This window comes from Ideonella margarita (assembly GCF_038066635.1).
GTDB classification, from domain to species: domain Bacteria; phylum Pseudomonadota; class Gammaproteobacteria; order Burkholderiales; family Burkholderiaceae_C; genus Ideonella; species Ideonella margarita.
Genome location: NZ_JBBUTI010000008.1, coordinates 1 through 13453 on the forward strand (window position 1 = coordinate 1; position 13453 = coordinate 13453).

The window sequence follows — 13453 nt, forward strand, 5'->3', positions numbered from 1 at the left end:
CGGGTCTGCGGCATCGGGCCGTCAGCAGCCGAGCACACCAGGATCGCGCCGTCCATCTGTGCGGCGCCCGTGATCATGTTCTTCACATAGTCAGCGTGGCCCGGGCAGTCAACGTGAGCGTAGTGGCGGTTGGCCGTCTCGTACTCAACGTGCGCGGTGTTGATGGTGATGCCGCGTGCCTTCTCTTCAGGCGCTGCGTCAATCTGGTCGTAAGCCTTGGCTTCGCCACCGAACTTTGCCGACAGGATCGTCGTGATCGCAGCCGTCAGCGTCGTCTTGCCATGGTCCACGTGACCGATGGTGCCCACGTTCACGTGCGGCTTGGTACGTTCAAACTTGCCTTTTGCCATCTTGCGCTCCTGATCGATCACCAATTCGGCGGTCGAGTTCAAAAAAACAACCGAGAAATGAAGTGGTGCCCATGGCGCGGATCGAACGCGCGACCTCTCCCTTACCAAGGGAGTGCTCTACCACTGAGCCACATGGGCATCGACACAGGATTGGAAGCCACTTTCGTGACACGACACCCAATCCTGTGCCGACTTCAAAACTTAAACAAAACAAAGAGCATTCAATGGAGCGGGAAACGGGAATCGAACCCGTGTCATTAGCTTGGAAGGCTAAGGTTCTACCATTGAACTACTCCCGCTCGGGAGAGGCTCTTTGACCTGTCTACAAATTGCTCGCTATTGGTGGAGGAGGCTGGATTCGAACCAGCGTAGGCGTAAGCCAACAGATTTACAGTCTGCCCCCTTTAGCCACTCGGGCACCCCTCCGTAGCGAGCCCTCGACTATAGCAGAGCTTTTTTGGGGATGGAAGTAATTGGCGTCGATTTTTTATACCGAGCCTTATTTTTCTTGCGTGGCACCCCAGTCCAGCCCGGGCACGTGGGCCATGGCTGCACTGAAGTGGCCGCACCCGATGAAGGGCGTAGGCGGTCGCCGGGCTGACAGCGGCGACGGGTGATTGGCACGAAGCAACAGGTGTCGGCCCCGGCCCGCCGCCTCGATCAGCGCCGTCTTGGCCTGGGCATGCGCGCCCCACAGCAGGAAGACCACGGGATCGCCTTCACGCCGGGCCACCGTCTCGATCACGGCATCGGTCAAGGCTTCCCAGCCCATGCCCGCATGGCTGGCCGCCTGGCCGTCTTCCACGGTCAGGCTGGCATTCAGCAGCAGCACGCCTTGCTGCGTCCATGCCAGCAGGCTCCCGCTGCGCGGCGGATGGAGGCCCAGGTCGCGCTGCAGCTCGACGAAGATGTTGCGCAGGCTGGGTGGCACCTTCACGCCGCTTGGCACGCTGAACGCCAGCCCTTCGGCCTGACCCGGACCGTGGTACGGATCCTGACCCAGGATGACGACCCTCACCGCATCAAGCGGCGTCAGTTCCAGCGCGCGCAAGGGGCGGGCCGGGTAGATGACCGCGCCGGCCTGCTGGCGGCTCTGTACATGCGCCAGCAGGCGCTGGCCTTCCGGGCTGGTACGCCACGTTTGCAGGCCATCCAGCCAGCCACTTGCCAGGGTACCGGCCGCTTCATCAAGCACCACAGCCAATGGCCATGTCAGTGCGTTGGGCGCTGGCGCCGCATCGCCGAACAGATCAGCCATCGCGTGTGGTGCTCAGCCGAACAGGCCAGCCAGAGCCACGCCGGGTTCCGGTGCGCGCATGAACGCTTCGCCGACGAGGAAGGCGTGCACATCCGCCGCACGCATGCGCTGAACGTCTTCCGCACCGAGGATGCCCGATTCGGTGACCAGCAGCTTGTTGGCCGGCACCCGGTTCAGCAGGCCAAGGGTCGTGTCCAGGGTGACGTCGAAGGTGCGCAGGTTGCGGTTGTTGATACCCAGCAGCGGCGTTTTCAGGCGCAGCGCGCGATCCAGCTCTTCGCCGTCATGCACCTCGACCAGCACGTCCATGCCCATCTCCATCGCGGTGGCTTCCAGGTGCGCCATCTGCGCGTCGTCCAGGCAGGCGGCGATCAGCAGGATGCAGTCTGCACCCATGGCGCGGGCATCCACCACCTGGTACTCGTCAACCATGAAGTCCTTGCGCAGCACCGGCAGCGTGGAGGCGGCGCGGGCCTGCTGCAGATAGGCGGTGGCGCCCTGAAAGAACTGCTCGTCCGTCAGCACGCTCAGGCAGGCGGCGCCGTGGGCGGCATAGCTGCGCGCGATGTCGGCCGGCACGAACGGGTCACGCATCACGCCCTTGCTCGGGCTGGCCTTCTTGATTTCGGCGATGACCGCCGCCCGGCCTGCCGCCACCTTGGCGCGCAAGGCGGCCTCGAAGCCGCGCGTGGGCGTTTGCGCCTGAGCCTGCGCCAGCAGTGCTGGCAACGGCCGGCTCACGCGGTCGGCCGCCACTTCCTGGTGCTTGACGGCGACGATGCGCTGGAGGATGTCGGGGGTCGTGCTCATGGGTTCAGGCAGCTGGATTGAATTGCTGGGTCGCAGCCACGAACTGGCTGAGCTTGGCCGCCGCAGCGCCCGAGGCCACGGCCTCACGCGCCTGGCGCACGCCCTCGATCACCGTGGCGGCATTGCCGGCGCAATAAAGCGCAGCACCCGCATTCAGCAGCACGATGTCGCGCACCGGGCCGTCTTCATTGGCCAGCACCCGCTGGATGCACTGCACCGATTCCTGCTGGTTCGCCACGCGCAGCACGCGGGCGTCGTACACAGGCAGGCCGAAGTCGCTTGGGTGGACCATGTATTCCTGCACCTGGCCGTCCTTCAGCTCACCGACCAAGGTTTCGCCAGACAGCGAAATCTCGTCCATGCCGTTCATGCCGTGCACCACCATGACGTGCTCCGAACCCAGGCGCTGCAGCACCCGGACCTGGATGCCCACGAGGTCGGGGTGGAACACGCCCATCAACTGGTTCGGTGCGCCGGCCGGGTTGGTCAGCGGGCCGAGGATGTTGAAGATCGTGCGCACGCCCAGCTCCTTGCGCACCGGGGCCGCATGCTTCATCGAGGCGTGGTGGTTCGGGGCGAACATGAAGGCGATGCCGGTCTGCTCCAGGCACGTGGCCACCTGTTCGGGCGTGAGCATGATGTAGGCGCCCAGGGCTTCCATCACGTCAGCGCTGCCGCTGGTCGAAGACACGCTGCGCCCGCCGTGCTTGGCCACACGCGCACCCGCCGCAGCGGCCACGAAGGTCGAGGCGGTGGAGATGTTGAAGGTGTGCGAGCTGTCGCCGCCGGTGCCGACGATGTCGACCAGGCCGCGGCGATCGGCCACCGGAACCGGCGTCGCGAACTCGCGCATTACCTGGGCTGCGGCGGCAATCTCGCCGATCGATTCCTTCTTCACCCGCAGGCCGATGGACAGCGCGGCGATCATCACCGGCGACATCTCGCCGCTCATGATGCGGCGCATCAGGGCCAGCATCTCGTCGTGGAAGATTTCGCGGTGGTCGATGACGCGGGTCAGGGCGTCGGAATTGCTGATGGTCATTCCCAGGTCTCCAGGGCAATCAATAGGGGGCGCGCGACACGGCCGAGGCGGTGAGAGCGGCAGATGCAGGCGCAGCGAAGAACTCGCGCACAGCCGCCACGGTGCGGTCGATGCCCGCGGCGTCCACATCCAGGTGGGTGACGAAGCGCAGGCCGATCAGGCCGGTGGCGAGGATGCCCTGCCCGGCCAGATGCGCCAGCAGATCAGCGCCACGGCCGTCGGCCACGTCAACGAACACGATGTTGGTCTGGGCCGAGCGCACGCTGATGCCGGGCACGCCCTGCAGGCCGCTGGCCAGGCGCTGGGCCAGCGCGTGGTCATCGGCCAGGCGGTTCACGTGGTGGTCGAGCGCATGCAAGCCGGCCGCAGCCAGCACGCCCACCTGCCGCATGCCGCCGCCCACCATCTTGCGCACCCGGTGTGCCTGCTTGATCAGCGCGGCCGAGCCGCACAGCACCGAGCCCACGGGTGCGCCCAGGCCTTTGCTCAGGCAGACGGACACGCTGTCAAACGGCCGGACGATCTCGCGGGCAGCCGCCCACACATCGCCGCCGGAGCCAGCCAGGTGCGCCGCAGCGTTGAAGACCCGGGCGCCGTCCAGATGCGCGGCCAGGCCGTGCTGGCGCGCCAGGTCAGTGGCGGCCTGCAGCCAGGCCTGCGGCATCGGGTGGCCGTTCCAGGTGTTCTCCAGGCACAGCAGGCGGGTACGCGCGAAATGCGGATCGTCGGGCTTGATGGCAGCGGCGATGTCGGCCAGCGCCATGGTGCCGTCAGCGGCCTGGGCCAGCGGCTGCGGCTGGATGCTGCCGAGCACCGCCGCACCACCGCCTTCATAGCGGTAGGTGTGGGCCAGCTGGCCAACGATGTATTCATCGCCGCGCTGGCAGTGGGCCAGCAAGGCGCACAGGTTGCTCTGCGTGCCGGTCGGCATGAAGAGTGCCGCCTCGAAGCCCAGCGCGTCAGCCAAGCGCGTCTGCAGCGCCTTCACCGTGGGGTCATCGCCAAACACGTCGTCGCCCACCTCGGCGCGCAGCATGACTTCGCGCATGGCCGCGGTGGGGCGGGTGACGGTATCGCTGCGCAGGTCGATGGTCATGCGGCAACCCCCACGCGGCTCATCGCCAGGAAGTTGCGCAGCAGCGCATGGCCGTGCTCACTCAGGATCGACTCCGGGTGGTACTGCACCCCCTCCAGCGGCGTGGCGGTGCCGGCCAGTTCGCGGTGGCGCACGCCCATGATTTCACCGTCTTCCGAGCGCGAGGTGACCTGCAGCACGTCGGGCATGGTGGCCTCCTCGATCACCAGCGAGTGGTAGCGGATCACCGTGAAGCGTTCCGGCAGGCCGGCGTACACGCCCTGCCCGTCGGCCTGGATCTCGCTGGTCTTGCCGTGCATCTGGGTGCGCGCCCGGACGATCTTGCCGCCCAGGGCCGCGCCGATGCTCTGGTGGCCCAGGCACACGCCGAGGATGGGCAGCTTGCCGGTGAAGGCCTGGATGGCCGGCACGCAGATGCCGGCTTCGGCGGGCGAACACGGCCCCGGTGAGAGCACCAGCTGGTCGGGCTGCAGCGCGGCAATGCCCTCCAGCGTGATTTCGTCGTTGCGGAACACCCGCACCTCTTCACCCAGCTCAGAGAAGTACTGGACCAGGTTGAAAGTGAAGGAATCGTAGTTGTCGATCATCAACAGCATGGAACACCTCGTTCTAGCGCAGGGGGCCGCCGGGGGCTGCCTGAAGACAGCATGGCACCGCGGCCCGTTGGATATTTCCGGTGCGTGGCTCGCACCCGTGACACCGCTGCCGGCACCCTGGCGCCCCGGTCGGGCGGTGGGTGGGCGACGGTCTGGTTCAACCCGTGATCGACGGTCGCCATCGCCCGGACAGCGTCGGGCAGGCCGGCCAGCCGGCTGACGCACGCCAATGCGACCGGCGCGGGGCGCAGGCGGTGGCAACGGTGCGGAGCGGGATGCGGGTGGACATGTCAGGTCGGCGTTGGAGGCCCGGATGCTGGGCCAGCGCCTGATTATCCACGTGCGCGGCCTCAGTCGTACCAACAGGGGCGAGCACCGGGGAGCCTTCAGTCGCGGCAAGGGCCGGCCGATATCGATGACAGCGGCGTCCACCCGGGCGCGGCATCGACCTCGTCAAGGACATTGCCATGACCTCCCCTACCCGCACCGGCCCTGCCATGCGCCGGGCCAGCGCCCTGCCCGCGCTCGCATCCACCCCGCCCCCCTCTTCCGCACGCCTGCTCTGGTCCCTGCCCCTGCTGGGCGCGGCGGCCGCCCTGCTGGCCAGCCCACCGGCCCGTGGCGCGGAACGCCTCAATGACACCGAGTTGGCGCAGGTCAGCGGCGCGGGCCTCGACCCCGCCGCACTCATCGCGCTGGCCCAGGGCCAGGCGCTGCACACCCTTGAGAGCCTTCCAGCGCGAAGCAACACGGCCGACCTGCTGAATGACCCCGCCCGCGCTGCCCAGGAGGCCGCAAGGCTGGAACGCCAGGCGCTGGCCCTGCACGGATTTGCCGCCACCCAGGGCGTGCAGGCCAGCGTGACGGCCACGGTGACGCTCGCCGCCACCCTGGCGTTCGTGCCTGCGCTGCCGCTGGCCATGCCGGTGCTCGGCCTGCCCTTGTTCGGCCTGCCCATGCCGCCATCCGCCGGCAAGAAGAGCTGAACGCTGCCGCTGGATGACGGTGGCCTGAGGCCTCAGGGCACCATCGACGCAGCGCGCAGCTTCACGGCGATCGCCTGCTTCATGGTGTCGAGCTTGGGCTGGATGGTGGCGCCCGCGTCTTCGGCGGTCTTTTCACCCAGCGCCCGCTCCAGCTTCGGCACCCATTGCTCGAACTTCTGCTTGACCGGGGATTCCAGCATCGCCAGCAGCTGGCGCAGCTCGTCCTCAGAGAAGTTCTCGGCCAGCATCGGCACCACCGTGCGCGGCATCTGCCGGCGCACCGCCGCCTGCGCCAGCGGCGTGGCCTCGTCCACATAGCGCTGGGCATCCACGGCGATGTCCTTGACGGTGACGTCGCGCTTCTCGGCCGACACCCGCCCCTGCAGCGCGATGCGCGCCTGCTGCACGGCATCGGCCGCCGGGCGCTGCACCATCACCATGGCCACCGCTTCGGGGTGCCACAGCGCCAGGATGCGGTCGATCAGTACCTGCTTGGCGGGCGGCACCGCCGCAACGGCGGCCTGGGCCGGCGCTGCAGGTGCGGTCTGCGCCTGCAGCAAGGTGCTCGTCATCAGGCAGGCCACCGCCAAGATCGTGCGGCCACGGGTTGGGGCCAGGCGGGAAAAGAGAAAAGACAAGGGCACGGCGAGGTCCTTCAGGAAGGCTCTAAAAAGGCTTGGTGATCGTCACCCCGGCGTAGCGGATGCGGATGCCGCCGCTGACGTCCAGCCCGGCGTACGGGTTGTAGATGACGTTGAAGAAGTTGGTGCAGTTGAGGTTGCAGCTGGTGTTGGCGGGCACGTCGTAGTGGCCGTTGGTGACGCTGGCCCCGAAGTCGATGCGCGTGCCGCTGTCGGCGGTGTAGCTGGCGCCCACGCTGCGGATGGTCAGGTCGGGCATCGGCGCGATCAGGTCGATCTTGTCGGTGGGCACCGAGCTCTTGCGCGGCTCATAACCCATGCGCAGCTTGAGCTTGGGCGTGACTGCCACCTGCAGGCCCAGCCCGTAATGCCAGCGGCTCTTGTAGCCGCGCGGAATCACCAGCTTGCTCGGGTCGGCCTGGCCAAACAGCCGCGCCATTTCCAGCAGCTTGACGTTCTGGTCGAACTGGAAGGTCAGCTGGTTCCACTGGCCCCAGTCGGTCCACATCGCGTCCACGTTCAACTGCACGCGCGGATGCGGCTTGATTTTGGCGCCCAACTGCACGTGCGCCGGGAACGGCAGCACCATGGTCATGTTGCCACCCTGGTCCTCCGGAATCTCGGTCGGGAAGCCGAAGGTGGCCCCGGCCACCGGGCCCAGCAGCGAGGCGTACATGCCCTCGACGAACTTGCGGAACATCGGGTCGGCATGGAAGTGGTAACGCCCGGTCAGCACCGTCTTCGAGCCGCCCTGGTACACGGCACCCAGGCCCAGCCAGTCGGCGGGCTCCCAGAGCACGCCGATATTCAGCGTCGGGTCGGCCGGCGCGGTGGCCTCGAAGCTCATGTTGCCGGCGCGCTTGAAGGGGTTCAGGCGCCCGTCCTTGCCACCCCCGCACAGGCCGAGGAAAAACGTGTCCACCGGGTTGCCGTTGTCGCCGCACCAGGCGTTCTGCAACTCGCCCATGATGCCGATGAGCTGGTTGGGAAAGCGCATGTCGGTGTCCAGCGCAAAGCCCTGGTGCGCGATCGGCACGCCCACGCCGATGCTCAGCGTGTCGGAGAACTTGTACGCCACCGACGGCGAGGCATACACCAGCCGCTGGATCACCACCTTGCGGCCCTGGAAACGGGCCGGGTCTTCCGGATCACGCGTGCGGTCGATGCCCACCGCCTGCGGCACGTAGGTAGATGTGGCGAAGGTCCACGGTGAGCCGGGTTCGTTGAACGAAAAGCCCAGGCCCGCCGCCACCGCCACCGGCAGCCGCGCCTTGGGCGAGCCGACGATGGGCAGGAAGATCGACTGGGCATTGCCGCTCGACGTCAGCCCGTTCACCGGGTCTTCCTTGAAGCCCCCGATGTCGAAGCCGTCGGGCTGGTGGAAGGTGCTGAACACCCGCAGCTTGGCGCCGAAGAAGGTGTCTGATTTCACCTTGCCGCTCAGGCGCGTCAAGCCGGCCGGGTTGAAGTGCACGGCGTCGTGGCCCGACGGATCAGCCGTCACCGCATTGCCCAGCGACATGGCCACCGGGCTGGTGGCCAGGTTGTCGGTCAGGGCGGCGCGTGCCGGTACAACGCCGGTCAACGCAAGCACACACAACAGCGCGCCCGGGGGACGCATGGGTCGCAACATCACAGCCTCGTCAGAACGCCAGCGGCATGTTCATCGACAGGGTGAAGTCCGGCGAGTCGGACGTCAGGCCCAGGCCGGCCGTCAGGTTCACCGTGGTCTTGGGCGACACACGCACGCCCAGGCCCATGTTCAGGCTCGCCGAGGTCTGGGTGGCGGTGCGTGAGGACGTGCCGTCCTTGAAGCGCAGCGTGGTGCGGCTGGAAATGGTTTCCTGCAGCGAGATGGTGGTCGACACGCTGTACGACAGTGCATACGCAAAGCCCAGGCCAAAGCCGATGCTCGGGCCCGGACGGACCTCGCTCAGCGTGACGCCGTCGCGCTCCTGGCTCAGGTGCTTGGCCGGCAGCGCCAGCGTGGTGTTGACCGAGCCGAATAGCGCGACCGGGTCCAGCACCTTCGAGGCGTTCAGGCCCAGCGTCAGGCTGGTGAAGCCGGAGCCGGTGGCCAGGTTCTGGCTGGCGATGGTGTTGAACGGGCTGCGGCCAGTGGGCAGGCGCAGCGTGGCGGTGGTGGTGATGGCGGCCCCATCGCGTGAGAGCTCGAAGGGCTGGTAACGCGCACCCACGGCCAGGTCACCCAGGCCGTGCGACAGGCCGCCGAAGGTGTCAGATTGCGAGTAGCGGCTGATCAGCGGCAGGCTGCCCGTCACCGTCAGGTTGTCGCGCAGGCCGTAGTCGGCCGAGATGGTGTTGGTGAGCGTGTGCGAGCGCGTGTTCTGGATGTTGAACAGCGTCAGCGTGCTGTCGGTGAACTTCACGTTCAGCGTCTCGGTGCCGACGTAGGCATAACCGAGGTCGTAGTTCAGCGACAGCTTGCCGGTCTTCAGCAGCGAGTACTGCTTCTCGGCCTGGCTCAGCGTTTCTTTCAGCAGGCTGGCCTGGCTGACGTCGCCATCGCGGGCCTTCAGGGCTTCGCGGGCCGCGTCGGGTGCCGGGGTTGATTGCGCATGCGCGGCGCCGGCGGCAGCCAGCAGGGCGGCCAAGGTGATGCGGCCGAGGGACAGAACAACGGTGTTGCGGGCGGGGTGGCGGGCGGGGTGGCGGGTGGTGGTCATGGTCATGGACGTCGGAAGAAGAGGTTGCCGAGGCCCGTCTGGACAGCGCGTTCCAGGGCCTCGTTGCGTTCGGGCGGGCGCAGCCGGGCAGGCTCGCGCACCAGGTCAGGGTCGATCACGCCCAGCTCGCGGTCGGAGAGCGCCAGCTGACTCGCCACCGGCGGGCGGTCTTTGGCGGGATAGATGAGGAACAGCGTGTTGCGATCCCAGAGGGCTTCGAACTCGCTGACGGAAAACACGATGTGGCCGGCGGACGGATCGGCCAGGAAGACCTTCTCGTCACGGATGCCCCGAAACACCACGAAATGCTTGAAGCCGGCGAAGTCGATCGGCACGATGGCCGGCTGGTCAAGCTTGCGCAGGTCACTGATCTCGGCCTTGAAGCCCGCGCTGTTGCTGCCCAGCGAGGCGGCGTAACGCTTCATGTCGAGCAGCGAGAAGCCGCGGCGCTCGACGATCTTGTCGCGCTCACCAAAGGCCAGCATGCCCTCCATCGCCTGCTGCTCGGTCACGTCATAACCGAGGTGATAGCGCAGCACCGTGGTCAGCGCCGCCGAGCCGCAGCTGTAGTCATAGGCCTGGCGGACGATGTGCTGGTACTTGAACTCCGACAGCGGCTTGATGCGCACAGGCTCACCGGCCGAGCCACCCGCCACCACCTGCATCGGCAGCATCAGCTGCTCGGGCGGCTGCTCGACCGGCTCGTTCTGGGAGACCACGGCGGAGCCGGCGATCAAGGTGGCCAGGGGGCCGAGAAACAACATCCACATGATCGGGTGACCGGCCTGCGCTCAACGCGCCCAGAGATAGACATGGCCCTGCATCTGCAGCGTGCCGTTCAACAACAGGCCGCCGTAATGGGCAGCCACCGGGGCGTTCGGGTCGGCCTGCGCAGCCAATGCCCGAAAACCGAATTGATCGAAGGACACCCACTGCGGCAGACCGATGTCGAGGTAATCGCTGCCGTTGGCGCGGGTGCGCACATTCAACGTCAGCGTGTGCCAGTCCATCACGCCACCCAGGCCGTGCAGCACCAGCCAGGTGGTCACGCCGTCGTTCTGGAAACCCGCCTGCAGGTTCGGGCGCAGCGGCTGGCCGTCCAGCAGGCCGCCGTTGAGCACCAGGTGGCCACTGAGCGAGATGCCGGCGCCGCTCACGCCAGCCAGCGCGTCGTCGTCCAGCGCCTGCGTGGCGGCACGCGCCGGGCCTGCGGCGAGCAGTGCCAGCAAGCCCAGCGCCGCCAACCCGAGTCCCAGGGCATGGCGCTCCATCCAGGCACCGAAGAACAACGCAGATACGCCGACCACGATCGCCTCAGTTCGACGGGCGCAGCCGCACGTCGAGAAACTGGATCTGCATCGAGCCGATGCGGGCACCGCCCAGGTCCACCGCCGAAGCATCCACCCCGAAGCGCACGTTGTCGATCGACAAGCCGGCCAGGGGCGCCGTGGCACCCGCGTTGGGCCAATCCACCAGCAACTGCAGCGCCGGGCCCTTGGCATCGGTGATGGCATGCAGCAGGCCGGGTTGCTGGCGCACATCAGCCAGCGCCCAGGGTTGGCCGGACCAGCTGCCGTCTTCGCGCACCCCGGCCAGCTTCAGGCCGCTGATGCGCATCTCACCCGCAGCACTGTTGCGGCCCTGGGGGCGCAGCGCCAGCGCGCCGAGTTGCAGGTTCAACCCCAGGCCAAAGGCCACGCCCTCGGTGTTGGCCTGCGCCGGCGTGCTGATCTGCAGGCCGCCGCCGTAAAACGCCAGGTCCTGCAGCACCAGCGCCCCGCCCTGGATGGTCTGCCCATCGGCGGTGGTGAAGACATCGGCGGCGAACTGCCAGCGCGCCAGGCCCGCGGCGTTGAGGGGAAAGGCGATGTCGATCAGGTCAGCCCCGCCAGCGCGCTGGCGCACCTGCAGGCTGTACGGGTCAGTGAAGAGTTGGTCGATGTCGTCGCTGCGCGAGATCGCGAAGTTCGACAGCTGCAGGCTGTGGCCGTTCGGCGCGGTGTAGGTCAGTGACGCGGTGCCGGACAGCGCAAAACCGTGCAGGTTGAAGTTCACGCCGTCGCGGCCCGTCACACCCGACAACGAGCGGTCGTCGAGGCTGTCCATGGCGCGGGCCGAAGGCGCGGCAACAAACAAGGCGACAAGCAGGGCGAACACGGCAGTCAGCACAGCCACCGCCCTTTCACCATGAAGCTGCCGCCGCGCCATGCTCACGGCCCCTTGCCGGTGTTGGCCGGCACGGCGCCGGTGGTGTTGGCGGCCGTCAGGCGGTCGCGCCAGTTCAGCCAGAAGCCGGCCTGTGCGGCGTCCGTGGTGCCGGTGCTGCCAGGCAACGTGGGGAACACCACCGCCTGCTTCAGCACCGACAGGAACAAGTCGCGGCTCGGGCCGTCGAGGTTGCCCGCCGTCACGGCGCCGACCTGCGACAACAGCAGCGTGCAGGCCGACGCGGTGGCACAGCTGCCGTCCCAGCGCTTGCCGCCCAGGGTGTCGTTGCGTGAATCGATGGTGCCGGCACTGCCTGCGTTGATCAGCAGGCTGCCGCTGACGCTGTTGAGCTGCATGCCGATGTCGCCACTGATGCCGCCAAACCCGAGGCGCATGCCCAGCACCTCGCGAGTCGCGCCGGTGCCTGACCACACGAACTCGAGGTAGGGGTTGGTGATGGCCACGGTGCGCTTGGCGTCGCCCGCGTCGCTGCGGCCGAAGCGCAGCGTGCCGATGTCGATGTCGAAGCCGGTGCCGTTGCGCGGCGCGTAGGTGGTTTCGCCCAGCTTGATGCTGGTGAAGTTGGCCGACAACAGGATGTCTGCGTCGAGCGAGATGCGGGTGAAGTCGAGCCCGTTGAGGGATGTGTTGGTGAGGTTCAGCAGCGCCTGGCCCCACACCCCGGCGAGCGCGGCATCGTCCAGCGTGCGGCCCTGTGCGTGCGCGCTTGCGCAGCCTGCCGCGCACAGCAGAGCGGCGGTGTTCATCACGAGGGCGGTGGCAGCAGAAGAGCGCATCGCAGTGGGTGTTTTGGGCGGCAGCAGCAGCGGCTGCACAGGTGTCTCGAAATGGGCCGCCCTGAGGCGGCGAAGGCCCCGCCATGCTTGTGGCACGACGGAGCCCGGGAGAGGCACCCGAAGGCAGCCCGCAAGGGCCGCCGGGTGCATCAACTCATGGTGAACTGATCAGCGTGAGCCGATCAGTGAGCCCACATCCAGAACTTCGAGCCTTGCAGGTCGATGTTGTTGATGGCGACCGAGCCGAACGACGCGGTGCTGTTGCCCATCTTGATCGAGCCGACCGAGACCGACGGCGACAGCTTGCTGTCCAGCTTGGCGTTCGGGAAGGCGAACTGCACCACGTCAGACGAAGCGTCGTACACGGCAGCGCCGGTGGCTGCACCGAAGACGTCGAACGTGGCGGAGGTCAGCTTGCCCAGTTCGGTGGCGATGGCACCGCCAGCAGCCGTCGGCGGGACAGGCAGGCCAGCAGCCAGCGCCTTGCCAACGTTGGCGTCAGCCTGGGTGTAGCCCAGACGTGCGCCGATCGAATCAGCGACGTTGCTGACGAAGGCGCTCTTGCCCAGGATGTCCACGGTCATCTGGAACATGCCGGTGATCTTGATGTCGTTGAACGACACGGAGCCGCCCGATGCGTCGGTGTCGGTGTACTTGAACGAGCCGATGTTGATGTTCAGGTCACCAGCGATCGACACGCCGTCCTGGCCGCTGACGGTCGACAGGGTGCTGTCGTCGATGGCGGTCATGGCGGAGGCCGAGACAGACAGGGCGCCCAGGATGGCGGCAACGGCGGTCAGCTTTGCGAATTTCATATGTCTCTCCAAATGGGTTGTTACTTTGGTTGGTCAGATTGCGACGGCTGGCTGGCTCGCTGTCCACCCCGATCCATGTCCGTTGAGCCAGGCCGTCATCGCGGTGCTGATGGTCAACAAACGAACGTTCGTTCGCACTGACCGTTCAAGCCAAGCTCATGGCCTGA

At 67.2% G+C, this 13453-nt stretch carries 15 protein-coding genes and 3 tRNA genes; 1 reads left to right on the forward strand and 17 read right to left on the reverse strand.

Features of this window, described 5'->3' with window-relative positions:
* The 9 genes from AACH00_RS12450 to AACH00_RS12490 all read right to left on the reverse strand — a co-directional run.
* Positions 1-350, reverse strand: a 350-nt coding sequence (locus tag AACH00_RS12450) for a GTP-binding protein (RefSeq protein WP_341399473.1), incomplete at its 3' end; no start/stop codon positions are given.
* A 63-nt stretch (positions 351-413) separates the two neighbouring features.
* Positions 414-488: transfer RNA gene (locus tag AACH00_RS12455), tRNA-Thr, on the reverse strand.
* 87 nt (positions 489-575) lie between these two features.
* A tRNA-Gly gene (locus AACH00_RS12460) sits at positions 576-649 on the reverse strand.
* Between the two features lie 41 nt (positions 650-690).
* Positions 691-776, reverse strand: a tRNA-Tyr gene (locus AACH00_RS12465).
* Positions 777-849: 73 nt separating this feature from the next.
* On the reverse strand, positions 850-1608 hold the full coding sequence (locus AACH00_RS12470) for a uracil-DNA glycosylase (RefSeq protein ID WP_341399474.1): 759 nt from the start codon (positions 1606-1608) through the stop codon (positions 850-852).
* 12 nt (positions 1609-1620) lie between these two features.
* Positions 1621-2418, reverse strand: a complete 798-nt coding sequence (trpC, locus tag AACH00_RS12475) for an indole-3-glycerol phosphate synthase TrpC (protein ID WP_341399475.1) — start codon at positions 2416-2418, stop codon at positions 1621-1623.
* Between the two features lie 4 nt (positions 2419-2422).
* Entirely contained in the window at positions 2423-3460 is a 1038-nt protein-coding gene (trpD, locus tag AACH00_RS12480; RefSeq protein WP_341399476.1) for an anthranilate phosphoribosyltransferase, read from the reverse strand.
* Positions 3461-3479: 19 nt separating this feature from the next.
* The gene (ltaE, locus tag AACH00_RS12485) at positions 3480-4556 is read right to left on the reverse strand and encodes a low-specificity L-threonine aldolase (RefSeq protein ID WP_341399477.1); all 1077 of its coding nucleotides are present in this window, start codon (positions 4554-4556) and stop codon (positions 3480-3482) included.
* Positions 4553-5152, reverse strand: a complete 600-nt coding sequence (locus tag AACH00_RS12490) for an aminodeoxychorismate/anthranilate synthase component II (protein ID WP_341399478.1) — start codon at positions 5150-5152, stop codon at positions 4553-4555. Before AACH00_RS12490 ends, ltaE begins: the two co-directional genes overlap by 4 nt.
* Positions 5153-5619: 467 nt before the next feature.
* Between AACH00_RS12490 and AACH00_RS12495 the strand changes: the two genes are divergently transcribed.
* Positions 5620-6138 carry a hypothetical protein gene (locus AACH00_RS12495; protein ID WP_341399479.1) on the forward strand — a complete coding sequence of 173 codons (519 nt, stop codon included), beginning with the start codon at positions 5620-5622 and terminating at the stop codon, positions 6136-6138.
* Between the two features lie 32 nt (positions 6139-6170).
* On the opposite strand, the gene AACH00_RS12500 is transcribed toward AACH00_RS12495, so the two are convergent.
* From AACH00_RS12500 to AACH00_RS12535, 8 genes are all read right to left on the reverse strand, one after another.
* Positions 6171-6710, reverse strand: coding sequence for a DUF2059 domain-containing protein (locus tag AACH00_RS12500; protein WP_341399480.1), 540 nt, complete (start codon positions 6708-6710; stop codon positions 6171-6173).
* A 94-nt stretch (positions 6711-6804) separates the two neighbouring features.
* On the reverse strand, positions 6805-8412 hold the full coding sequence (locus tag AACH00_RS12505; protein ID WP_341399481.1) for an OmpP1/FadL family transporter: 1608 nt from the start codon (positions 8410-8412) through the stop codon (positions 6805-6807).
* Positions 8413-8422: 10 nt separating this feature from the next.
* Positions 8423-9472, reverse strand: coding sequence for a transporter (locus tag AACH00_RS12510; RefSeq protein ID WP_341399482.1), 1050 nt, complete (start codon positions 9470-9472; stop codon positions 8423-8425).
* Positions 9469-10236 carry a C39 family peptidase gene (locus AACH00_RS12515; protein WP_341399483.1) on the reverse strand — a complete coding sequence of 256 codons (768 nt, stop codon included), beginning with the start codon at positions 10234-10236 and terminating at the stop codon, positions 9469-9471. Before AACH00_RS12515 ends, AACH00_RS12510 begins: the two co-directional genes overlap by 4 nt.
* 21 nt (positions 10237-10257) lie before the next feature.
* Positions 10258-10773, reverse strand: a complete 516-nt coding sequence (locus AACH00_RS12520; protein WP_341399484.1) for a hypothetical protein — start codon at positions 10771-10773, stop codon at positions 10258-10260.
* 7 nt (positions 10774-10780) lie between these two features.
* The gene (locus tag AACH00_RS12525; RefSeq protein ID WP_341399485.1) at positions 10781-11641 is read right to left on the reverse strand and encodes a DUF6160 family protein; all 861 of its coding nucleotides are present in this window, start codon (positions 11639-11641) and stop codon (positions 10781-10783) included.
* A 35-nt stretch (positions 11642-11676) separates the two neighbouring features.
* Positions 11677-12471 carry a hypothetical protein gene (locus AACH00_RS12530; protein ID WP_341399486.1) on the reverse strand — a complete coding sequence of 265 codons (795 nt, stop codon included), beginning with the start codon at positions 12469-12471 and terminating at the stop codon, positions 11677-11679.
* Between the two features lie 182 nt (positions 12472-12653).
* Complete coding sequence (locus tag AACH00_RS12535; protein ID WP_341399487.1) at positions 12654-13286, reverse strand: DUF6160 family protein; 633 nt, start codon at positions 13284-13286, stop codon at positions 12654-12656.
* Positions 13287-13453: the final 167 nt, after the last annotated feature.